The sequence below is a fragment of the Sphingomonas sp. AP4-R1 genome, from assembly GCF_013113735.1.
Taxonomy (GTDB): Bacteria; Pseudomonadota; Alphaproteobacteria; order Sphingomonadales; family Sphingomonadaceae; genus Sphingomonas_I.
In genome coordinates, this window is sequence record NZ_CP053346.1 from 4,691,483 (window position 1) to 4,715,768 (window position 24,286).

A 24,286-nucleotide genomic window follows, 5' to 3' on the forward strand; every position below is an offset into this window, starting at 1 on the left:
GAGGGGCGTCGTCGCCCCTCCTTCAGCCCATGATGCCGGCGTTTTTGAGCGCCGCGATCGCTTCGTCCGACATGCCGAGTTCCTGCGCCAGCACATCGGCGCCATGCTCTCCGAGCCGCGAAACCATGTCACGCGCTTCGGCGCGCGATCCCGACATGCGGAACGGCGGATTGGGCACGCGATATCGCCCGCCCTCGTCCCCGATTTCGGTGAAGAATTTACGCGCCGCGAGCTGTGGGTCGTCCAGCAACTCCTCAACGTTGCGATAGCGCGCGCAGGGTACGCCAAAGCGCGACAGGATCTGCTCGCCCTCTTCGGAACTGTGCGTGATCGTCCATTTCTCGGTCTCGGCCAGCAGGTCCGACCAGTTGGCGTTGCGATCGGCATTGGTGCGAAACCGGGGATCCTCGCGCCATTCGGGGTGGCCGACCGCATCCGCCAGCTGCTCGAAATTCTTCGGGCTCGTCGGCGCGACCATCAGGAAACCGTCTCGGGTCTTGAGCGGTGTGTAGAGCGGTCGGCGCGGCGCGACATTCTGGGCCTGCTGCAGTTCGAACACGAGCATGCCCGCCATCGCCTCCAGCATCGACACGTCCAGAAACTGGCCGACGCCGGTCTTTTCGCGCTGATAAAGCGCAGTCTGAATCGCACCGAAGGCATGGGTGCCGCCGAGTACGTCGGCCACGAAGATCCCGCTTGTCGCCGGACGGTCCACGGCGCCGTCCTGATAGTCCATATTGACCATATCGAAGCCACTGGAGGCGTGGACGACCGGTGCGTAGGCCGGATCCTGCGACCGTGGCCCAGTCTGACCGTAGCCCGAGATCGAACAATAGATCAGGCGCGGATTGATCGCCGCGAGCGTGGGATAATCCAGTCCCAGCCGGGCCATGACACCCGGCCGGAAATTCTCGACCAGCACGTCGAAGCCGGCAACAAGCTGCCTGATCGCCGCGATCGCCTCGGGCGCCTTGAGATTGAGCGCGATGCTGCGTTTGCCGGCGTTGAGATGCCCGAAATAGGAACTTGCCCCGTCGCGCAGCGGCGGCCGTGCGCGGACCTGATCGCCTTCGAGCGATTCCACCTTCACCACATCGGCACCCAGATCCGCCAACATCCGTGTGGCGAACGGGCCGGCCATGACGGCCGTGAAATCCAGAACCCGGACGTCCGCCAGGGCGTCGCTCGTCGTCCGCCCGCTCTCACTCACTCGTGCTCTCCGTATCACAAACTATAATGGTCTGACCATTATAGTTTGTGATAGCAGTGTCAACGCGTGGCAATTCCAACCAGACCGCGCGCGGTCAGCTATTCTTCCTGATCTTCCGGATATGGCGATGGATGCGCTCCAGATGGTTGCGCATTTCCTCGGTCGCCGCTTCCACGTCGCGAGCCCGCAGATGTTTGACGAGGCGGAACCGCGCTTCGATCAGGGACTCCTGCAAGGTCTCGTAGCCCGGCCCCTGCACAAATTCGTGAAGGATGGCGGACAGCGAATCCACGAACGGCCCGAAAATCCGGTTCTTGGTCGCGCGCGCCAAAACGCGATAATAATCGATCGCACATTGATAGCGGGCCTCGACCTCCGAAACCGTCTTCGTCCGCTCTGCGATCGCCTCCAGTTCGGCGAAATCCACTTCGCTACCGCGCACGCAGGCCAGTCGCACGACGATATCCTGGATCGCGATACGCGCTTCTGTCAGTTCCTCCAGCGTGATCTCGCCCAGCCGGACATAGTCCTGCAGCGCCGCCGTGATCCGCTCGGGGTCGGCGGACTGCACGAAGGCGCCCCCTTTGGCGCCTTTCATGTTGCGGATGATGCCGGCCATCTCGAGACTGCGCAGGGCTTCGCGCAACGCGCTTCGGCTGACCTGGAACTGGATGGCCAGCTCGCGCTCCGGAGGCAGCTTGTCTCCCGTCCGCAAGGTTCCGTTGGCGAGTTCCTTGCGGATCTGCTCGCAGATGATCTCGAACGCACGCGGCGTCTTGACGGGCGAGAAGGTCGGAGCTCGCAGCGGGGTCGAGGCAGCTGGCTTGGGTTGGCGCATCACCCGTGGCTAACCGCCAACCCGCCGATAGACAATCGGTTGAACCCTTCCAACGTCATATTGCGACGTTGATGATTTTCGCTTGCCTAAATTCCTTCATGCCGCTGCCCCTGTTCCGGGCCCAATCCGGACTCCCGGGTACGCCGAATGGAATGTCAAACGGCATGTCCAGATGCATGTTTGATCCATTTGTGGACATTCGGAAGTCTCTGCCTTCTTCCCACTTTCGGACATCCGTTCATATCGGCGAAGGCTTCTTTCCCCGCGCCCCCTTTTACGCTGCCAACCATCGTAACGAGCTAAGGCCAATTGGTCCCGCAAAGCTGTGGACTACCGATCTCAAATCGGTTGCGATAACGAGGCAGGCGCCTGGACATAGCCGCCGACTATGGACAATCGAGCGCTTCGCATATCCGCCCGCGTCATCTGTCTGTCATATCTCGATGGCGAGGTCGCGGACGCGACCCGGACGGCGGAGAGAGGATGGGCTCGTCGGCGAGGCGCGCGATCTGAAGGCATGACAACCAAGGGGGTTTCATGGCCATTCTGACATCCAAAGTGTCCTGTCTCGCACTCACCGCCACATGTCTCTGGAGCCAGGCGGGCTATACGCAGGACGGTCCCGCGCCCGGCATCGTTGGCGATGCCTCGCCGGATGCGGCCGCCCTTTCAGGAAAACCGGATAGCGATATCGTGGTCACCGGATCGCGCATCGTGCGCAACGGTTATCAGGCGCCGACCCCGCTGACGGTGCTCAGCACGCAGGACATACAGGCGACCGCCCCGGTCAACGTCGCCGATTATGTCAATCAGATCCCCTCGGTGGTCGGCAGCACAACGCCCGCCAATTCCAACCTTTCGATCAGCGCGGGCACGTTCGGCATCAACGCCATCAACCTGCGCGCGCTGGGCGCCAACCGTACATTGGTGTTGCTGGACGGCCAACGGTCGGTGGGATCGACGCTTGCCGGCCTCGTGGACGTCAACACCTTCCCTCAGGGACTTATCAAGGGTGTCGAGGTCGTGACCGGCGGCGCATCCGCAGCCTATGGCTCAGATGCCGTCTCCGGCGTCGTGAACTTCATTCTCGACAAGGAGTTCACCGGGCTCAAGGCGAACGCCCAGTACGGCATCACCAGTTATGGCGATGCCCCCTCCTACAACTTCGGCATGACGGGCGGCCTATCCTTCGCGGAAGGGCGCGGCCATGCGCTGCTGAGTGCCGAGATGACGGTGAAAGAGGGCCTCGATGGCGTTCCGCGCAAGTGGAACAACAAGGGCTGGTACATCATCAACAACCCTGCTTACACGGCGGGCAACGGGGCGCCCGAGCGGCTGCTGGTGAGCGGCGCGGGCCTGAGCAACGCGACGCCGGGCGGCATCATCACCAACACCGCGTTCAAGGGAACCGTGTTCGGCCAGGGCGGTGCGCTGAGCCAGTTCAACTATGGCACGGTCCGCGACCCCTGGATGATCGGCGGCGATTGGCAATCGACCCAGGTCAACGGCTATCAGTCCCTCGACCCCGCCGAGAACCGCAAGACCATCTTCGGCCGGCTCAGCTACGAAGTCGCCGACTGGCTGAACCTCTATGGCCAGGCCTCCTATGCGCGCTCGCACACCGTCGGCCAGCTGGGCGTGCAGCTGAACCAGGCGAACGTCACGATTCAGTCGGACAACGCCTTCATTCCGGCGGCGCTGCGCCAGCAATTGGCGGCGGCCCGCATTTCCTCGTTCACGCTCGGCACCACCAACGCCGATCTGCCCATCCGGACCAACGACACCACGCGCGAAGTGCAACGCTACGTCGTCGGCGGCAATGGCAAGTTCGATGCGATCGGTCGCACGATGCGCTGGGACGTCTATTATCAGAAAGGCATTGCCGACACGCGTGAGGCGGCCGTGGGCATCACCAACAATGCCCGGCTCGCGCTTGCCCAGGATGCGGTGTTCGCGCCGGCAGGCAATGCGCTTGGCGTAGCGGCAGGCACGATCGTCTGCCGCTCCTCGCTCACCACCCCGACCAATGGCTGCGTGCCGCTCAACCGGCTCGGCATCGGCGTGGCGAGCCCGGCGGCGCTCAATTACGTCCTTGGCGATCCCTATCGCAAACAGCGTTTCCAGGAGGATGTCGTCGCCGGCAATCTTTCGACTGATGCCTTCAGCCTGCCGGCCGGCCCGGTTTCGGTCGCGATCGGCATCGAGCATCGCCGCGAGAAGGTCAGCGGCTTCGTCGAGAGCCAGTATCAGACGGGCTGGTTCGTCGGTAACTATCTCCCGACCTTCGGCAGCTACGACGTGACGGAAGGCTATTTCGAAGCGTTGGTCCCGATCATCAAGGGGCTCGATCTCAACGGTGCCGTGCGCGGGACGAGCTATTCGACCTCGGGCTACGTCACCACCTGGAAGGTCGGCGCGACCTTCCAGCCGATCTCCGACATCCGTTTCCGCGCGACGCGTTCGCGCGATATCCGCGCACCCAATCTCGGCGAACTCTACACGGCGGGATCCACCCGAACCAACGTGCTGATCGATTCCAGCCAAGGCAACGCCTCCGTGCAATTCAGCGGCACCACGGCAGGCAATGCGAACCTGAAGCCTGAAAGGGCCGATCAATGGGGCGTCGGCGTGGTGATCCAGCCGCACTGGATTCCGGGGCTCGCTTTCTCGGTCGACTATTACGACATCAAGATCAACGGCGCGATCAGCTCGGTCGCCGCACAGACGGTCGTGGATCGCTGTAACGAGGGCATCGCGGCCTTTTGTGCGGCGGTCGTGCGTGGCCCCAACGCTTTTGGCACCAACCTCCAAGTGTTCGAGAGCCCGTTCAACTTCGCAACGCAAAAGGCACGCGGCCTCGATTTCGAGACCTCGTATCGAACGCGGGCTGGATCGGGCAGCGTAACGCTACGCGGCATGGCGACGCGCTATCTCGAAAACTATTCCAACAATGGCATCGACGCGCCGGTGGATACGGTTGGATCGAATGCATCGGGCGGCACGCCAAAATGGCTGTATCGCGTCACCGCCACCTATAATCGCGGCGGCTTTACGTACAATCTGATCGGTCGCGGCGTGAGCGCCGGCGTATATGATACGAGCTTCGTCGAATGCTCGTCCACCTGCCCTGCCTCGACGGTCACCAATCGCACGATCAACGACAATCATATCGCGGGTGCTTTCTATATCGACACGACCATCTCGCAGAATATCAGGATGGGCAGCCAGTCGATCGAGCTATTCCTGAATATCAATAATCTGTTCGATAAGGATCCGCCCGTGGTGGCATCCGGCCCCGCCGGCAGCGCCTATGCCACGCCCGCGACCAATCAGTCGCTCTACGATCTGCTCGGTCGCACCTTCCGAGTAGGAGCCCGTTTCCGATTGTAAGAGCGGAGAATGCGATGGGCGACGGGTGCTGGCGGGGTGTCCGGCCAGTCTCCGTCGCAAGCATAAGCGTGCGAAACGGGCCTCGTTGAAGAAGTCCAACCATAACGGTCGTCTATGCTCTTTCATCGCTTCAGTGCTGGCCGACAACGGACAGCCATTTTAGCTTTTCTTCGCTCGAACAGCGGGAGAACGATGATGACGCGGACCACCCCATTCTCTGCACGCCGGCATGTGCTGGCGGTCGGCTCCGCTTTGGTGGTCCTCGCGTCGCATGCTGCTGCGGCTCAAGCCGAAGAGTATGATGTACTGATCCGCAACGGCACCGTGTTCGACGGCAGCCTCGATGCACGCCGCAAGGCGGACGTCGCCATCAAGGGTGACAAGATCGTCGAGGTGGGCGTGATCCCCGAAACCGCCACCGCCACGCGCGTGATCGACGCGACCGGCCGTTACGTCACCCCCGGCTTCATCGATCCTCATAATCATGCCGTTTTCCCTGGTCGTCCGGGAATCGATACCGAGCAACTCGCGGGCGCGCCGCCCCTGCTGTACGAGGGCATCACGTCGATTCTGCTCAATCCCGATGGGGGTGGCCCGGCGGATCTCAAGCCGCAGGTGGACGCTATCGCGCGCTGGACCCCGGCAGTGAACGTCGCGCCGATGATCGGGCATAATGGCGTCCGCACGGCCGTGATGGGCCTCGCCAATCGCAAGGCGACCCCGGCCGAGATCGCGAAGATGTCGGCGCTGGTGAAGACGGCGATGGATTATGGCGCCTTCTGCTTCTCTACCGGCCCCTTTTACGTACCGGGCAAATATTCGGACACGGCGGAACTGGTCGCGCTTTCGAAGATCGCAGCCCCCTACAAGGACAGCTGCTACATCAGCCATATCCGCGACGAATCGAGCTACGATATCGGCGTGGTCAATGCGGTGAAGGAGTTGATCACGGTCGGCCGTGAGGCGAAGATCAAGGCCGTCGTCACCCACCAGAAGGCGATCGGCCCGGATGTCTGGGGCAAGTCGAAGGAGATCGTCGCGCTGATGCAGCAGGCGCGCGCCGACGGCGTCGATCTGTGGGCCGATCAATATCCTTACGCGGCCTCGTCCACCGGCCTGTCCGCCTCGACCGTGCCGGGCTGGGCGCAGGAAGGCGGCGCCAAGGCGATCGCCGATCGCATCAAAAATCCCGAGACGCGCGCGCGCATGCGGACCGAGATGATCGACAATATCCGCCGCCGGGGCGGTGCGAATGCCTTCATGATCCGCGATTATCCGCCCGATCGCTCGGTGGAGAATATGCGGCTCGACGAGATCGCGCGGAAATGGGGCAAGGAGCCCGTCGATGCCGCGCTCGATCTGCTCGCCAGCGGCAACGAGACGATGGTGATCTCGTTCAACATGAACGAGGGCGATGTCGAAACCTTCATGAAGCAGCCGTGGACGATGACGTCGTCGGATGGCGAACTGCACATCCTCGGCGTCGGTGCCGCGCATCCGCGCTCTTATGGCGCCTTCCCGCGCAAGCTCCGCCACTATGTGATCGATCGCAAGATCCTGACGTGGGAACAGGCGATCCATTCCTCCACCGGCCTGACCGCCACGGTCTTCAATTTCGAGGGGCGCGGCTTCCTCAAGCCCGGCTACTTCGCCGACGTGCTGGTGATCGATCCCACAACGGTGCGCGACACCTCCACTTATGTAAAACCGCACTCTTATGCGGTCGGCATGGATTACGTCCTCGTCAACGGCAGGTTCGAAGTCGATCACGGCAAGGTGACGGGCGCCCGCGCCGGTCGCATCCTGCTGCGCGATCGCAAGGCCGAAGCGACGAGTGCGGGGGCATGAGCGACACCGTGACGGAATAGGTTTTCGGGCAGTGCTCGCCTCAAGCCCCTGACGATACACTCAAGCATCCGACGACTGCGTCAAACACAGTCCTTCCAGCCGGATCGAGTGCCTATTCAACAGGTTCGAACACTATCGACTGCAAGACCCAAAATGAGCCATTCGTGCAGGTTGTGCGGAGCCCGAAACCGGACGTCGGTTCACTTCGATTTTAGCTGCTGCAAGGGCGTGAGGCGGACCCGGCTGGCGGCCCACACCGCCCGAAAGCGGCCGTGCCGCTCACCACCCGTTTTATCGGAAGCCGCCGATCCCACCGCCACCCGTTCTGAACGACACAACATTCGCAGAAGAAAGACCACTAGCCAGTTGCGAGGGAGAAATGCACCTTGAGGGCAAACCCCGGCTGACCGGGTCTAATCTCGATATCCCCGGAATGCGCCGCAGCGATCGCGGCTACCATGCTGAGGCCCAGTCCATGACCTGGACGAGACCGGGCTGAATCAAGACGAGCCAGTCTCTCAAACACCCGCGCGTGATGCTCGGTGGAAATGCCGGGCCCATTATCCGCCACACGCAAGATCACCTGCCGCATCTGGCACTCAACTCTGACGCAGATATGTGTGCCGGGCGGCGTATGGACGAGCGCATTATCAAGCAGGTTGCCTACGAGGCGCTGGAGAAGCGCGCGATCGCCACGGATAGGCGCGCTGATCGTATGGACCTCCAGCGATAGGCCGGCATCTTCGATCGTTGGGCGATGCGCCTCGGCGATCTCGGCGACCGCATCCCCGAGATCGAGCCGGACGAAACGGCGCCGTATATTCTGGCTGTCCAGTTCGGCGATCGCGAGCAAGCTGGCAAACAGTGCCAGCAAGTCATCCGTCTCGGCGATAATATTATCCAGCAACGCCCGCTGCGGTGGTTCTGTCGCCAGCGCCTCCGCCTGCTCCAGTTGTGCTCTGACACGGCTGAGCGGCGTGCGGAGATCGTGCGCCAACGCGGTCGAGACATCGCGCAGGCTGGCGACCAGCAGCGATATACGGTCCAGCATCTGATTGAGTACGTGCGCCAGCTGATCGAATTCGCCACCCGATCCGTCGACAGCGACGCGCTGATCGATATCGCCGGCGATAATCGCGCGGGCCGAACCTTCGAACGCCCGCAACCGCCGCTGCACGACGCGACCGAAGCCGAAGATGACCAATACCCCCGTCACGAGCAGCAGGCCGAACGCCGAGACGAACAGGCGCAGAAGCGTGGCGTCCATATGATCGATGATCTCGCGATCGGCCGCGACCACCAACTGCCCGCCTCCCGGCAGCGCCGTATTCATCGCCTGCGCTATGCCCGTGGAGCCGTCGCCGCGCCGAAACGTCAGGAATTGGCTCCAGCCAAGCGGCGGCATCACCGCATGGAGCGTATCGGCCTGCCGCCGCCCCGCGCGATCGACGAGCATATACCCCATCGTGCGACCGACATCGCGATCCAGCTTGGCGAGATAGCCGATCGCGGGCTGATCATCGTCGCGCAGGCGGATCACGTGACGCAGCCCTTCGAAGCCGTGTTCGCGATAATATTTCAGCAGCGTGCGCGTCTCCGCATCCACGCGCTGGTCGATCTGCCGTTCGAGTTCCTCGTGCACGATCGCGTAGGTCGCCCCGCCCAGCAGGGCCGTGACGAACGCGGACGCACAGGCGACGACGGTTGCGAGCCCCCGGATCGTCTTGGGCCAGAAATAGCCCGTGCGGGGCGACAGCGCTTCAGCCACCGGTTTCGGCCAGAATATAGCCCGATCCTCGAACGGTGCGGATCGCATCGGCGGAGAAGCCCTGGTTCAGCTTGCTTCGCAGCCGGCTCATATGAGTCTCGACAATGTTGGTCTGCGGATCGAACCCGAAGTTCCACACCTGATCGAGCAACATCGTCCGGCTGACGACACGATCGGGACTTCGCAGCAATTGCTCCAGCAGGCTGAACTCGCGTGGCTGGAGCTCGATCGCACGCCCGTCACGGCGGACCGTCCGCCGCTTCAGATCCATCTCGATCGCACCGCACGCCAGCACATCGTTGCCGACCATGTTCGGCGGCCGCCGCGTCAGCGCGATGAGACGGGCAACGAATTCGGAAAAGGCGAACGGTTTGACGAGATAATCATCTGCTCCGGCCTCCAGCCCCAGCACACGATCCTCGATCCCGCCAAGCGCAGTCAGCAGCAACACCGGTGTCTGGCAGCCCGCCTCCCGCGCCAGCCGGACAACCGACAGGCCATCCATGCCCGGCACCATCCGGTCCAGCACCGCGACATCGAACCGCATGCCCATAAGCATCGTGCCCGCCGCCTGCCCGTTCGAAACGCAATGGACGTGGTGGCCTAGTTCCTCAAGCCCGCGCGCGATGAAGGCAGTCAGCGCCTCATCGTCCTCCAGCAACAAGATGTTCATTCGCCTGCGCCCGTCATGCACGGGTACGGCAAACATGTCGCAAACATTGGGGAAAGATTGGGACCAATATACAATGTCCCAAGCTGCCCAATTCTGCATTTTACAGTGCAAGGCATGCAGTTATCGGCCCCATTCGAGTGAGAATGTTTCGCATTAGCGAACAATCGAAAAAGGGGAAATCATGCATTTCGAGAAATTCGGCATCGCTTGTGCGCGAGCAGCCTTGCTGTCGTCTGCGGCGGCCACGCTCCTGCTCGCGGAAGCGGTCGGCGCGCAAACCACAGAAGCCGCACGCAAGGCTGTCGAACTACAAGGCGTCACCGTCACCGACAGCGCGATCGACGAGACCGACAGCTCTTACAAGATCTCGCACACCACGAGCGCGACCCGGACCGACACACCGCTCGTCAACGTGCCGCAGAGCGTCAACATCGTCTCGATCAAGCAGATCAACGATCAGGCCGCCAACAGCATCGGCGATGCGATCCGCTACGTGCCTGGCGTCTATTCGGCGCAGGGTGAGGGCAATCGCGAAACGCTCGTCTTCCGCGGCAATTCCACCACCGGCGACTTCTTCGTCGACGGCCTGCGTGATGACATCCAGACCTATCGCGATCTCTACAACATCGAACGGCTCGAGGTGTTCAAGGGACCCAACGCCATGATCTTCGGACGCGGCGGCGTCGGCGGCCTCATCAACCGCGTCACGAAGATCGCGGACGGGCGGCAGCACCTCGCCGGTCGCGTCGAGATTGGCAGCTTCGATCATTATCGCGGACAGGTCGATCTGGGCAGCGTGGTCAGCGAGGGCGTGTCGCTGCGCCTCACCGGCGTTTATCAGGACAGCGGCAGCTATCGCGACGGTGTCGATTACAAGCGCTGGGGACTGAACCCGACCGCGACCTTCGCCCTCGGCGAAGCCACGACCATCTCGCTCGGCTACGAGCATTTCAAGGACGAGCGCGTCGCCGACCGCGGCGTCTCGGCCTATCAGAACGTGCCGCTGCGAACGCCGCGCGGTGCCTTCTTCGGAGATCCGAACGAGAGCCCGACGGATACGAACACCGACGCGGGCACACTCTATATCGCGCACCGGTTCAGCGACACGGTCTCGATCCGGAACCGCACGCGCTACGCCGACTATGACAAATTCTACCAGAACGTGTTCCCGGGCACTGTGAACACGACGGCGTCCGTCAATCCGGTCGGTCTCCCCGCCGGCAGCTATGCGCCGGGGACGATCGTTCAGATCCAGGCCTATAATCAGGCGACGCAGCGCAAGAACTTCATCAACCAGACCGATCTCAACGCCACCTTCTCGACGGGTTCGATCGAACATACGCTCCTGGTCGGCGCCGAATTCGGCCACCAGAAGACGGACAATATCCGCCTCGAGGGCTTCTTCCCGACGGCCACCAACGCACAGGGCGTGCAGACCATCTTCGCGACGATCGCGTCACCCCGCGTGCGCCGCCCGGATGTCCAGTGGCGCGCGATCGCCAGCAGCGGCGCCAATCACGGCACGACGGATCTCGCCGCCGGCTACATTCAGGATCAGATCGAAATCTCGCCGATGTTCCAGATCATCCTCGGCGTCCGCTACGAGCATTTCGTCACCAAGGTGACCGACACGCGGACGGTCGGATTCCCCGCCACGCAGCAGCGCGATTTCAAGACGACCGACAATCTCTGGTCACCGCGTGCCGGCCTGATCTTTAAGCCGATTGAACAGGCCTCGATCTACGCGTCCTTCTCCAAGACGTATCTGCCGCGCGGCGGCGATCAGCTGACCGGTTTGACCATCTCCACGCAAAGCCTCGCACCGGAAAAGTACCAGAATTACGAGCTCGGCGCGAAATGGGACGTGCTGCCCGGCTTCAACCTGCAGGCCGCCATCTTCCAGCTGGATCGCGACAATGTGCTGGCGCTGAGCGACCCGAACAATGCGGCGTCACCGACCGTCCCGATCGGCCGCCAGCGCACCAAGGGCGTCGAGCTCAGCGCCGCCGGCAACATCACCGATCAGCTCAGCATGGTCGGCGCATACACCTATTCGGATGCCAAATTCCTCGACAGCGTCTCGGGCACGGTGCTTAAGGGTAATCGCGTCGCAATGATCCCGAAGCAAAGCGCCTCGCTGTGGACGCGCTTCGATCCGATCAAGCCGCTCGGCGTGGCGGTCGGCATCATCCATATGGGCCGGCGTTTCGCGGCCACCGACAACACCGTCTCGATGCCGGGCTTCACCCGCTTCGATGGCGCGATCTATTACAAGCTGACCGACACTCTCGACGTGCAGGTCAATGTCGAGAACATCTTCAACAAGCGCTATTTCCAGTTCGCACACAGCAACACCAACTTCACGCCCGCATCACCGACAGCCGTCCGTGCCGGCATCAACGCGCGCTTCTAAAGCGTTAGAACTGGACACCATGGAGTGGGGCCGCCGACCGCGGCTCCACTCTTTACCAGCGCGCGCACTCCAGAGAGCCCGACGTCGAGCGCGGGTACCGATCAGATGATCAAAAGCTCTCGGGCCCTGCCGCCTGCTGAACGCCAAGCGCTCGCCCTCTTAAGGGCAGCGAAGGCGTCGACAGCCGCTACCCCGGACGCCCCGGACCGCGTATCTCCGCTCGAACGGATCGTACGCTCTTCGCTTCTTCCCTGCCGTGCGATCTTGGGGCCCAACTCCGGCTATGTCTCTGGTGAGGAGCAAGTTCTGCTCAGCATGCTGGCCCTGAGCCAGCGTCGCGAGCAACACCAGTCGCCGATGGCAGAGCAGGCCATCGGGCACTCCCTGAAAGACGCAGCGCATCACCTTCTGGAACTCGGCATAAAGCTTTCGGTCACGGGCGCGATCGCCAAGATCCGCATATTCCGGAGCAGAGTGACCACAGAAGCGAGCTACGGCAGCGTCGATACCAACCTTGCAGATATTTCGCCGATCGGCAGTACGCTGCGATCGAAGGTCGAGATGTTATTGTACAAGAGAGGATCACTGCACCGTTACGAGATCGAGCGCCTCGGCATCTCCCGCCAATATCTGAGCCAGCTCGTTCGGCGTGGCACGATCGTCAAAACGAAATCGGGGCGTTACGCTCTGCCAAACTCTGCAAGCAGATGAATGCGCGGCTGTTTATCTCAGTTACCTGCTCCAAAGCGGCCGTGCCGCTCACCTGAAGAGTTTCGGGCGCCGGCAGGCGTACGAAAGTCGTGGAAGCACGAACCCGCGGGCTGCAGGCGGTGCGCTATGGGGTTTTCGGTTTTAGCCCTGCCTCAGGGTTGGGGCGACACGGCAGGCATGGGCGTGTCCGCCAATGCGGACCGGCTGAATTTGGGCGGCGAGAGATATTCGCAGATGGCGGTGGCCGGGTTTCATGGGCTGTTCCGGCAGCCCTGACAGAGACCGGCACAGGCTCGGCTGCTTCCGCAGATGCAAGCACCGCGAGATTGGTTGGGGTCGGGCCATGCCGGGTCATGGCGCACGTATCCCGGGCGGCATTGCAGGCGCCGGTGGTGCGCGAGGCTGGCGTTGGCGCTCGAAGGTCTCGACGATGACCATGTGCCCGCCGCAACAGGGGCATGGAGGGCATGTATCCGGCGGCTCCACGGCGACATCGTCGGTGGACGCCGGCGCTACGCCGAGCAGCCGGCGTATGGTGTCGAGACCGGCCTTGCGGGTAGCGCCAGCGAGCAGGCCGTAGTGACGGATGCGGTGAAAACCTTTGGGCAGGACGTGAAGCAGGAAGCGGCGAATGAACTCGTCGGCGGCAAGCGTCATGACCTGCTGGCGGTCGGCGTCGCCGCGGCGATAGTCCTTGTAGCGAAACGTGACGCCGGTCTCGTCGAAGCGGATCAGGCGGCTGTTCGAGATGGCAACCCGGTGGGTGTATCTCGACAGATAGGCGAGTACCGCCTCGGGACCAGCGAAGGGCGGCTTGGCGTAGACGACCCAACGCTTCTTCCTGACCGGTGCCAGGTGGCGCAGAAACGCACGCCGGTCGGCGAGATGGGCGAGGCTGCCGTAGAAGCCGAGCTGGCCGCCCTCGTGGAGCGCCATCAGTCGGGTCAGGAACAACCGGCGGAACAGCTTGCCGAGCACGCGCACCGGCAGGAGGAAGGCCGGGCGTGAGGATATCCAGCGGCTTCTGTCTGGAGAGAGGCCACCACCGGGCACTATCATGTGGATGTGCGGATGGTGGGTCATGGCCGAACCCCAGGTATGGAGCACGGTAGTCATGCCGATGCGGGCGCCAAGATGCTTCGGGTCGGCGGCGATGGTGGTCATCGTCTCGGACGCCGCCTGGAACAGCAGGCCGTAGATGGCGGCTTTGTTCTGGAAGGCGGCGTCGGCGACCTCGGCCGGCAGCGTGAAGACGACGTGGAAGTAGCCGACCGGCAGCAGGTCGGCCTGGCGCTCGGCGAGCCAGGTGCGTGCGGCTGCCCCCTGACACCTGGGACAGTGCCGGTTACGACAGCTGTTATAGGCGACCCGCCAGTGCCCGCAGTCGGTGCAGGCCTCGACATGCCCGCCCATGACGGCGGTTCGGCAGGTCTCTATCGCCGACATTACCTTGAGCTGGTCGAGGCTCAGGTGCCCGGCATGAGCGGCCCGGTATGGAGGGCCGGCGGCGCGGAAGATGTCAGCGACCTCGAGAGAGGCGCGCACGCCAGCTCAGCCGCCAGGCGACCTTCCCTCCATGGCGGTCACTCCCAGCCTGTCAAACGGACTGGCCACGTTACGCAGAGTCCGCGTGGCGACCTTGGTGTAGAATGCGGTGGTATCCAGCCTGGCGTGGCCAAGCAGCGCCTGGATGATGCGGACGTCTATCCCGTCCTCGAGCAGGTGCGTGGCGAAGCAGTGCCGCAGCGTGTGTGGCCCGACCCGCTTGCCGATACCTGCCGCCAGGGCGGCCTCGACGACGACGCGGTGTAACTGACGGGTGCTGAGAGGCTTGAGATAATGCTGTCCGGGGAACAGCCATCCGTCGACATGCAACACCCCCTCCTGGCGACCGACCCTCCACCACTCCCTGAGCAAGTCCAGCAACCCGACAGGGAGCATGGCATTGCGGTATCGACCTCCTTTGCCGCGCTCGACCCGGAGCAGCATACGCTCGCTGTCGACATCGCGCACCTTGAGGGCCGAGACCTCGGCCGCACGCAGCCCCGCACCATAAGCGACGGACAGCGCCGCCTGATGCTTCAGACACGTGGTCGCGTCGAGCAGCCGCGCCACCTCGTCCTGGCTCAGCACCACCGGTAGCTTGCGCTCATGATGCGTGCGGACCAGCTTGCGCGCCAGGTCGGGCCGGTCGAGCGCCTGCGTGAAGAAGAAGCGCAGCGCCGACACGATGCTGTTCATCGTCGGCACCGGCACGCCAAGGTCGAGCTGCTCGACCTGGAAGCGCCGCACCTCCTCGGCAGTGGCCGTGTCCGGCGAGCGCCCCAGAAACGTCGCGAACCGCCCGACGTCACGAAGGTAGTTGCGCTGCGTCTCGCGGCCGAACCGCCGTATCTCCATCTCGTCGATGAGACGCTGGCGCAGAGGGCTGACGGCAACCGGAATAAGACTAGTCATAACAGGGCTCCTTCTCGTGGAGCCCCGATGCTCTGCCTGCCTCCCGTAGCGCTCAATCCGAGCGCAACGCTCGACCTGTCACCTCAACCGTGCCGCACATACCCCTCCCGCGCAGCGGGTTCGTGCTTCCACCCGATCGCTACAGGAGCAGCCGACCGAAAAGTTGTAATTTGCCGTTGGCTAACGCCGCTCAGCCGACGCCGGTCGCATTTCCAGCCGGAACGGGAGGGCGCCACCGCGCCTACGCCAAGCATCACACCTCTCATTGGCCGATAAGGCCCGTTGGTGGACCTGCATTATAACAGCGCTGTCATTGGACAGACATGAGAGGCGGGTATCGGCGAGACAGTACGACACGCCACCTCGTTACAGGTGAGACTGTGTCGACGCGAGAGGATGTATCATTATGCGTTTCGGTATTTCTGAAGCCTTGATCCGTTGCGTTTCGAACGGTCTCTCTGCGAGCGACCGTGAAATTGACGCCCTCGCAAGCCGGATCTGGACGGAAAGTGCGCCTTTTCGCTCCGCGCTCGCCTGGACGATGCTGGAAATCTCTTCCTCAGAACGGCTGACGGCTCTGCGCGCCGCAACCATCGCCCTCAACGGTTATGTCGTCGAGAGACCGCCGGCATCTGCCGCACGCAAAGCCTAGGCCGGAAGTTCGCTTTGTCCGCCGCTTGAGCCCACCTTCCCGTCTCTCAGCCACGCTTGGCCGGGCGACACGAGCCGTTCCGTCACGCGTTAAAAAAAAAGGGCCACATCCCGAAGGAGCGGCCCTGAAATCTAGGAGAGGATGCCTAAAAGGCACGCCCCTTGTGCGCTGCAACATGATCTCGCGCAAATGCTCCTTGATCAAAAAGTGTTGCGTCTCGCGCAGCCGGAATCGCGCGGAAGGCGGTGGAATGGCTATGACCGCCGCCCAACAATCGGAACTGGCTCGGCAGCGCCGCGATCGCCAGGATCCATACTCAGCTGGAGTGGGCGCGTTTGGGCCCTTCACCAGAGAATCCGCCAAAGTGCCCGAGGGGTTTACGGTATCATGCCCCCGCCCCTTTTTGCTGCGTTAGAACAGCCGTTTCAGGAGACCGGCATTGGTCTTGCCGAGCTCGACCACCGCATCGCCTCGACCGGAAATGATCGCCTTGGCCATATAGAGCGTGAAGCCCTTCATCTGCTCGAGCGTGATCTTGGGCGGCATCGACAATTCGGTTCGCGCGGTGACCGCATCGAGCAAGGCCGGCCCCGGATGCGCGAGCACCTCACGCACGCCGGCCTCAACCTCGCCCGGATCCGTGATCCGCACGCCATGCAGCCCGATTGCGCGCGCCATCGCCGCGAAGTCGGGATTGTCCAACATGACCCCGGTCTCGATCAGACCGGCCGCCTTCATCTCCATTTCGACGAAGCCGAGCGTGCCATTGTTGAAGACGACGATCTTAACCGGCAGGCCCAGTTGGCGCACGGTCAACAGCTCGCCCATCAGCATCGCCAGCCCGCCGTCGCCCGACAACGTCACCACCTGTCGCGTCGGGAAGGCCGACTGCACGCCGATCGCCTGCGGCAGCGCATTGGCCATCGAACCATGGTTGAAGGATCCGATCAGCCGGCGCCTCCCATTCATCATCAGATAGCGCGCCGCCCAGATCGTCGGCGTACCGACATCACAGGCGAAGACCGCGTCATCGTCGGCCAGCGCGCTGACGACGCGCGCGACATGCTGAGGGTGGAGTATGCCGCTGCCAGGCGTGCCGTGCGCCAGCTCGTCCAGGCCCTTGCGAGCATCGGCATAATTCTCGCGCGCGGATTGCAGGAAGGCACCATCACTCTCGCCCATCAGCTGCGGGATCAGCGCCCGCAGCGTGGCGCCGACATCGCCGACCAACCCGATATCGATCGCTGTCCGCCGCCCGAGATTTTCGGGAATGAGATCGATCTGCGCGACCTTGGCTTTGACAGGATAGAATTGCCGATACGGAAAATCGGTGCCGAGCATGAGGAGCACGTCGCACGCCATCATTGCATCATAACCGCTGGAGAATCCGATCAACCCCGTCATGCCGACATCGTAGGGATTGTCGTATTCGACGAATTCCTTGCCGCCGAGAGCATGGACGACCGGCGCCTGGAGTAGTTCGGCGACCTTCACCAGTTCCGCATGCGCTGCCCGGCATCCTCGCCCGGCCAGGATCGTGACCTTCGCGCCGTTCAGCATCGCCGCCAATGACGCCAGGTCTGCGTCCGCAGGAACCGTTGTCGATGGCGGCGGAAGCAACGCACCGGTGGATCGTGCCAGCGTGCCTGTCGTTGGACGCAGCGCCACGTCACCGGGCATGGCGACGACCGAAACGCCGCGGTGGCCGACCGCTGCGCGGATCGCCGTCTCCAACGTCCGCGGCATCTGGTCCGCGTCGGAGATCGTCTCACAATAGACGCTGCATTCCCGGAATATGGCTTCCGGCCGCGTTTCCTGGAAATAGTTCGACCCGATCTCGCCGCTCGGCACCTGCGCGGCAATCGCGAGAACCGGCACGCGCGTCCGGTTGCAGTCGTACAGCCCGTTGATGAGGTGCATGTTGCCGGGGCCGCAAGACCCGGCGCACACCGCGAGCCGCCCGGTCAGCTGCGCCTCGGCTCCTGCCGCAAAGGCGGCGGCTTCCTCGTTGCGCATATGGACCCACTCAATCTTGCCCTGCCGCCGCACGCTATCCGTCAGACCGTTCAGGCTGTCGCCCACCACCCCATAGATCCGTTCGACGCCAGCGAGGTGGAGCGTTTCGGCAAACAGGTCGGCGATGAGGGTCTTCGACATGACATGGCTCCGGGCAGTTCAGAACGATCTTCTCGTCCACGTAGCCCTCCTGACGCAAACGCGTTGCGTGTTCGTCGAGATGAAACGAGCGCAATCTGCTTCGTTCATGCCCTGCTGTCGGATGCCCGCAAGCGAACGTCGCTTAACGTGTCCAATCGCGCCATTTGTTCGGCCGTTGCGCTTGGAAAGCACGGATTTGGCGGACAAGCGTTGCCTTCAGCTGGTCAATGACACGTTCTATCGAACATCAGCGGACATTCGCCTGGCAGTAAGCGAGCATCAAGCCGGCAATGATGGATAATTGCATCGCAGTGCGAGGCATGCGGCCAATAAAGGAGTCGGCAATTTGCGGATGATCCTCATCATGGCGGAAGCGATCGGAGAGATTGGAGGCGCCTTGATAGCAGCCTCATTATTGTGCTGGCTGCTATGGAACGGTTTTAAGCTTCTGCATCTTCCTGCTTGGGCAATGTGGTCTCTGCTCCTCGTCCCCTTGCTCGCGGTTGCGGCATTGCTCCCGAACAGCGAGTTTCTCGGTATGACACTCGCTTTCGCAGCATCTGGCACGATACCGCTTTGGATCGATGGGCGTACGCTGCGGAAACGCGGCATTGGGCAATCGGACGGTGCAACGAGCGGCTTTCGAGCGGCCTAGGCTCAGTTCCAACTATTTGATGCGGCGAGCGCTCGCGCGAGCATAGGCCAAGGCTGGCCTCAGGCCACCGCTGCGGGGCGTATCTCCCGATCTCGACGGTACTGCCCGAGCCTCCAAATAACCGCGTCGGCGAGGCTGCCCGCGTACAGAGGGGACGGTGGCGAACAGCCCGCACCAAATCAGGGTTGCCAGAGCCATGATGTCGAGAAGCTGGGTCATGCCTCGAAGATAGCTTGGTGATCGCAGGCTCCAAGCGGCCTTTTCCGATTACAGAGATCGAAAGGGCATCACCAAGGCCATGACACCCAATCGACGGTAGCGGATTGTCATTTCGGTACCTTACGATCGTGGGCTGGCTGTATCCGCTGAAAAGAAAGACTTTTTGAGCGGTCCGCTTTCACCAGCACCTGCGTGGGGCAGACTTCAGGCTGCCACCCGGCGAGGCCCGTTGCTTCTAGCCCTCATGTGAGGGTCAAGCCGGCACTCACCAAAGCCCGACATTCGCCAACATGGCATGTCGGAGGCGACCCATAAAGCGCCATTCACCGCCCTCCCACGGTTCCCAAAACCGGACGCCCATTCATGGACCGTGTTGGCACGCGCCATGGTGTTACGAAGGCTGCCAACTGAACCGCACACCGTCCCCGCCATCGGACTGCGGCCCTGACCGATCCGCTCGGAACACATGGCTTTGCCCGTCGACGCCAAGAAACCGGTTCGTGACAAGCGACATCAGGACCAATTCACCTGTCGGCGTCTCGATCCATTGAAAGCTACGCGCCTCTTGCGAGGGGGCTGCTCCGACCGACACACTGCCGTCGGCCGCGACGCTCAGGTAACCCGCGCTCGTTTTCAACGCGACGCGCCCGAACTTCATGTCGACAACCTCAAATTTGGCCGGGGCGCCCAGCCCCGGTTTTCCGTCATCGGCGGTTACTCCGAGCTTGTCGGGCACCGACGTCAGAGTGATCGACCGCCCGTATGGTATCGGCCGCGTCAGACCGTGCGGATGCGGCTCATATAGATCGATCGCATCGAAGTCGGCATGCCCGCCTTCAATCCCGCTGCTGTTGTAGGCGAATAGCGAGTAGCGAACCCCTTGGAAGGTGCGTCCCTGCATCACCATCGTGAACTCGGTGCCGAATGGTACGAAGCGCTTGCCATCGAGGGAATAGCGGAAGCGCGCTTTCTCGGTCATGTAATCGCAATCGGCACGCAGCCAGATACGGGACGCCGTGGTCGGGATGCGCACGCTCTTGCCGGTTTGCTGATCGAACTGGACGATGGTCATTCCACTGGCCGACCTTTCAAGGCCGATCCAGGCATAAGGCTGCATCAGGAGCGCGAGCCCCGCCACGTCACCCGGCTGCAAGCCGCTGCCATCGAGCAGGACTGTCGGACGAGACTGTGGGCCGATCGCGCGCTGGGTGAGGCTATTGCGGGCTTGCCAGAATGATGTGGCGGGGAGCGTATGAAGCCGCAGATAGCCGGAGCGCTCCGTCAACGACCATTTATTGTCGACCGGAACATGATTCCATTGCCAGATCGGCTTGAGCGTCGAGGCCGAAAAGTCGTCACTGCGCTCATAGGGCATATGGATCGGCACCGGTGCTGCCGTTTTCGGCTTCACCCAGGTACGCGGCGTGCGCCCGAGATTGCCGGGCAATCCGAAATACGGCCAGCCATCCTTCCAGGTGATGGGTGACAGGGCGAGCAGGCGGCCCACCGAATTATAGTCCATCATCGAAAAGCCCCACCATTCGCCAAGCGGGGTCTGGACCACGCCTCCCTGATGCAGCGAGACTCGCCCCAGTGGGGCGGGGTTCGGCGGGATGATCGCGAATGGCGGCGTCTTGACCTTCTCGTCCTCGCGATACCCCTGAGCGAGGCCGAAATCCTCGTCGATGCTGATCGCGGGATTGACCTCCCACGGCCCCCAGACGGTGTCGGCGCGGGCCGCGGGCATCCGCATACGGCCATCCCACCAGGCACTCGTGATGAAGTATTTGCCGTTGATCTTGTAGAGATGCGCACCCTCGCCCATCCCGGCTTCCGTCGGCACGATCTGTCGTTCCGTGCCTTCAACGATATCGGTCAGGTCGGGCGTGAGCTGCGCCAGATGCAGCCCCTTATAGCCCCAGACGACATAGGCTTTCCCGTCATCATCAAAGAGGACGGAGAGGTCGTGGAGCGACCGCTTCATCGCCCGCTGGGTCCAGGGGCCGCGCGGATCCTTCGCGGTAAAGATCTGGACGGTTCGCCCGTTGACGTTGGAGAAGATATAGAAGGTGCCGTCGTGGTAGCGAAAGCTCGGCGCCCAGATGCCCCGGCCATAGCGATCGCCGCCTTCAAGCCGATACTCCGGCCCCAGATCGAGCTTGTCGACCGCGTAGGAAACGAACTCCCAATTCACCAGGTCGCGCGAGCGCAATACCGGCAGCCCCGGCATCGCGTGCATGGTCGTGCCGGTCAGATAGAACCAGTCGCCGACACGGATCAGATCGGGATCCGAAAATTCGTCGTAGAAGAGCGGATTCGTGAAGGTGCCGTTGCCATTGTCCGCGGTCCAGGTTCTTGGCGGCTCTGCCGGTCGTGTCGGAGCTGGAACCGCAACCAGTCCGCCAGCCAGCATAATCGACAGTGCCAACGCCCTCATCACCCGCCTCCATTTGTAGGAGTAATACAGCGCCATCCGAGCAACTGGTCAATCCGCTCCAGCCGAACGCTGCGGACATCGTGTCTTGAAGCAATTCCTATCTGCTGAGAGATTCCTGAGTGGGCGAACTGGAAACTGTCGGGGCGGCGGAGCCCGTAAGCACCGAGCAATAGATGACGAGGAGGACCCATTTGCGGCCGTTCATGGGCATCCGCCCGTCGCCCGGAAGCGGACACTTGCTCACTCACTCCTGGGCGTGAGACGGCGCGCCGCATCGGGCTCGGCCGAGCATCCACGCCAAGGGAGAAACGCGAGGGGGACCGCCTTCGAGCGGCGGTCCCCCTCGCGTCCGCCATTCTCAGTAGTCGACGCGGATCCGCACCGAGGTGAAGCGGGGCGCGCCCTGAAAATAGGTCGGTCCGTTCGCGGCAATGCCGTTCACCGCCACCGCGTTGCGCCCATAGTTGATCGCACCGAGATAGCGCTTGTCGAACAGGTTGGAGACGTTGACGCTGACGCCCACTTTCGCGCGCCCGGTCCATTCCTGTGGCAGGTTGTAGCCTGCAGCGAGATCGACCGTGGTATAGCCCGGCACCTTCTCGTCGTTGGTCAGCGTCGCATAGCGAAGGCCGTTATACTTGAGCTGGGACTGCAGGAAGATGCGCCCCGTGTCGTAGCGAACGAAGCCGCCGATCGTGAACTTGGGCACGTCGGTAAGCGTCTTGCCCTCGGTGGGGAGCAGGGCGTTGGTCGTCTGGCCGGCAATGCCGACCGGCAGATTATCGAGCAGCTTCGATTCGTTGTACGATCCCGAGGCGTAGACCGAGACGTGATGGAACGGCTTGGTGCCGAGTTCCGCTTCCACGCCCTGCAGGCGAACGTCGCCGATATTGCGGGCGACCGTATTCGAAACGGCCACGTCATACACGGACTGCTGCCGGTTGCGGTAATCGATGTGATAGTAGGTCACCGAGCCGTTCAGGAACGGGCCCGAATAGCGATAGCCCGCCTCCACATCGATCGCGGTTTCCGGCTTCAGCGTGTCGAAATTCGTGCCCGGCTGGAACAGCGGCGCATTGTCGGTGGCGCGGAAGGTCTTGGCGACCGACGCGAACAGCGAGTGTTCCGGCGCCACGTGCCAGACCACGCCGGCATTGGGCAGAAACTTCTTCTGCTCGGTCCGCACCGATTCCGGCGCGATGAGACCACCCGAGGTACGGAGCGCGAGCGGCAGATAGTTGGTGCCGTGCCGCTTCACGATCGGGAACTGCGCGCCAATGGTGACGAGCAGCTTATCATTGGCGAGATGGATCACGTCCTGCGCGAACGGGCGGATGGTGGTAGTGATCGTCCGCTGGTCCTGGTTGCGGACGATACTGCCGTCGGCGCGATGCAGCGTCTCATATTGCTCGCTGGCCCAGGTGCTGGTGGGAAAGCCATTGGCATCCACTTCGATGAACGGACGCCACTCGTGCAGGTTCGCGCGCTCGAAATGGAAGCCGGCGATTAGTTCGTGCACGCCGGTGGTCAGCTTCGCGCGGGTGATCACGCCAGGGCGATACTGCTTCTGGTCGAACGGGTTCGAATAGAGGCGGGTGTCGAGCGTGTCGCCGTCACCGTTGATGTCGCGTGCGCTGCCGAGCAAAGCAGCGTTGGTTTCCGACAGATAGGTGCCGACGCCGCCTCCAGGGCCGCGCCCGAACCAGAGGTAAGGCTGGATATCGACGTGCAGATTATCGGCAACGTTGAGGTTCGCCTTGGTCGAGACGATCACATTCTCGAACACCGAGCGCTGAAGGCCCCAGAAATTGGAACGCTGCAGCTGGCCGGCGGTGGCGCTGTTATTGTCGTTCTGTACCGTGCCGCTCTGCGCGGCGGCGGTTGCGGCGTAGGTTGGCGAGCTGTTGAAATAATAGCCGAGCTGCGAAATCTGGTCCTTCGTCATCGCCTGATACGGGGGCATGTTCTGGCGGTTGTAGAAGACCGACGCCGAGAGCGTGCTGCCACCGCCAATGTCATGTTCGAACGAGGCGTCGACATGATCGCGGCGGTTGGATCCGACGCCGCGCCACTGGCCCGCAGTGCTGTGCGAATAAGCGATGAAGGCGCGGTTACCGCCGAAATCACCGGTATCGACGCGCAGGAAACTGCGCTTGAAGTCGGTTTCGCCGATCGCGAAGCTGGCCGACGCGTGGAAGTCGGCCGAAGGCTTGCGCACCGTCATGCCGATCACACCGCCGGTCGCACCGATATTGGGCGTCTCGGCATCGCCGGCCCCCTGTAGCACGAAGATCTGGCTGAGGTTCTCCGCATCGACATATTCGTGCGGGAAGGTGTTGAACGTGCCGCTGTCATTGATCGGCACGCCATCCAGCGACAGGCCCAACTGGTTGCTCTGGAAACCGCGGATCGAGATCTGGCCGCGATCCAGACCGGTCGCACCGCGACCGTTGGTGTTGATGCCAGGCGCCAGGGACAGGAGGCCGAACGGATTGGCGCCAGCCGGCTGATCCTTGATGAACGCATCCGAGATGATCGATACGGACTTGGGCAGATCCACAGGGCTCATCGCGCCGCCGCCAAGCGCTGTCCTGCGCCCCGAAACCACCAGTTCGGGGTTGGTGCTGGAGAAGGCCCGGCCCGAGCCCTGATCGTCCGCGTCTTTCTCGGTAGCGGCCGGAGGCGATGCGTTCTGGGCAGCGGCAGCGGTCGCCGCGCTTATCGCTATCGTTGCTGCCGTCACCAGCAGCATCCGTCGGCCTTCATTCTCGCGGCGGGGAAACCACTTCATCATAGCGCCCTTTTCCTGTGCGACGTCCCGGCAGCTAGCCGGGCAATAAATTACGTATGGAAGGATA

The 24,286-nt window shown here is 62.7% G+C and carries 14 protein-coding genes; 5 read left to right on the top strand and 9 right to left on the bottom strand.

Features of this window, described 5'->3' with window-relative positions; genetic code table 11:
• Positions 1 to 22: 22 nt before the first annotated feature.
• Together HL653_RS21295 and HL653_RS21300 are read right to left on the bottom strand one after the other, a co-directional pair.
• A complete protein-coding gene (locus HL653_RS21295; RefSeq protein WP_171746271.1) occupies positions 23 to 1,210 on the bottom strand; it encodes a CaiB/BaiF CoA-transferase family protein in 1,188 nt (395 codons plus the stop codon).
• Positions 1,211 to 1,304: 94 nt separating this feature from the next.
• Positions 1,305 to 2,048, bottom strand: a complete 744-nt coding sequence (locus HL653_RS21300; protein ID WP_171746272.1) for a FadR/GntR family transcriptional regulator — start codon at positions 2,046 to 2,048, stop codon at positions 1,305 to 1,307.
• A gap of 537 nt (positions 2,049 to 2,585) precedes the next feature.
• Between HL653_RS21300 and HL653_RS21305 the strand changes: the two genes are divergently transcribed.
• Positions 2,586 to 5,438 (top strand): TonB-dependent receptor, encoded by a 2,853-nt coding sequence (locus HL653_RS21305; RefSeq protein ID WP_171746273.1) that lies wholly within the window; start codon positions 2,586 to 2,588, stop codon positions 5,436 to 5,438.
• A 192-nt stretch (positions 5,439 to 5,630) separates the two neighbouring features.
• Positions 5,631 to 7,286: an amidohydrolase family protein gene (locus HL653_RS21310; protein WP_171746274.1), complete on the top strand. Its 1,656-nt coding sequence runs from the start codon at positions 5,631 to 5,633 to the stop codon at positions 7,284 to 7,286.
• A 358-nt stretch (positions 7,287 to 7,644) separates the two neighbouring features.
• Here HL653_RS21310 and HL653_RS21315 read toward each other — a convergent pair whose 3' ends face one another.
• Together HL653_RS21315 and HL653_RS21320 are read right to left on the bottom strand one after the other, a co-directional pair.
• Positions 7,645 to 9,054, bottom strand: coding sequence for an ATP-binding protein (locus tag HL653_RS21315; protein ID WP_171746275.1), 1,410 nt, complete (start codon positions 9,052 to 9,054; stop codon positions 7,645 to 7,647).
• Positions 9,047 to 9,727, bottom strand: coding sequence for a response regulator transcription factor (locus HL653_RS21320; protein WP_171746276.1), 681 nt, complete (start codon positions 9,725 to 9,727; stop codon positions 9,047 to 9,049). Before HL653_RS21320 ends, HL653_RS21315 begins: the two co-directional genes overlap by 8 nt.
• Positions 9,728 to 9,908: 181 nt before the next feature.
• On the opposite strand from HL653_RS21320, the gene HL653_RS21325 reads away from it, so the two are divergent.
• Positions 9,909 to 12,140, top strand: coding sequence for a TonB-dependent siderophore receptor (locus HL653_RS21325; RefSeq protein WP_171746277.1), 2,232 nt, complete (start codon positions 9,909 to 9,911; stop codon positions 12,138 to 12,140).
• Between the two features lie 105 nt (positions 12,141 to 12,245).
• Positions 12,246 to 12,851, top strand: a complete 606-nt coding sequence (locus HL653_RS21330; protein WP_171746278.1) for a type IV toxin-antitoxin system AbiEi family antitoxin domain-containing protein — start codon at positions 12,246 to 12,248, stop codon at positions 12,849 to 12,851.
• A gap of 351 nt (positions 12,852 to 13,202) precedes the next feature.
• Here the strand turns inward: HL653_RS21330 and HL653_RS21335 are convergent, their stop codons facing one another.
• Both HL653_RS21335 and HL653_RS21340 read right to left on the bottom strand, forming a co-directional pair.
• Positions 13,203 to 14,396, bottom strand: coding sequence for an IS91 family transposase (locus tag HL653_RS21335; protein ID WP_171746279.1), 1,194 nt, complete (start codon positions 14,394 to 14,396; stop codon positions 13,203 to 13,205).
• 6 nt (positions 14,397 to 14,402) lie between these two features.
• Positions 14,403 to 15,308: a tyrosine-type recombinase/integrase gene (locus tag HL653_RS21340; protein WP_171746280.1), complete on the bottom strand. Its 906-nt coding sequence runs from the start codon at positions 15,306 to 15,308 to the stop codon at positions 14,403 to 14,405.
• A gap of 406 nt (positions 15,309 to 15,714) precedes the next feature.
• Here HL653_RS21340 and HL653_RS21345 point away from each other — a divergent pair, with 406 nt between their 5' ends.
• On the top strand, positions 15,715 to 15,960 hold the full coding sequence (locus HL653_RS21345) for a hypothetical protein (RefSeq protein WP_171746281.1): 246 nt from the start codon (positions 15,715 to 15,717) through the stop codon (positions 15,958 to 15,960).
• Between the two features lie 411 nt (positions 15,961 to 16,371).
• Here HL653_RS21345 and poxB read toward each other — a convergent pair whose 3' ends face one another.
• The 3 genes from poxB to HL653_RS21360 all read right to left on the bottom strand — a co-directional run bounded on the left by poxB (position 16,372) and on the right by HL653_RS21360 (position 24,222).
• Positions 16,372 to 18,117, bottom strand: coding sequence for a ubiquinone-dependent pyruvate dehydrogenase (poxB, locus tag HL653_RS21350; RefSeq protein WP_171746282.1), 1,746 nt, complete (start codon positions 18,115 to 18,117; stop codon positions 16,372 to 16,374).
• A gap of 1,265 nt (positions 18,118 to 19,382) precedes the next feature.
• Positions 19,383 to 21,428 (bottom strand): glycoside hydrolase 43 family protein, encoded by a 2,046-nt coding sequence (locus HL653_RS21355; protein ID WP_171746283.1) that lies wholly within the window; start codon positions 21,426 to 21,428, stop codon positions 19,383 to 19,385.
• 358 nt (positions 21,429 to 21,786) lie between these two features.
• Positions 21,787 to 24,222: a TonB-dependent receptor gene (locus HL653_RS21360; protein ID WP_171746284.1), complete on the bottom strand. Its 2,436-nt coding sequence runs from the start codon at positions 24,220 to 24,222 to the stop codon at positions 21,787 to 21,789.
• Between the last annotated feature and the right edge of the window lie 64 nt (positions 24,223 to 24,286).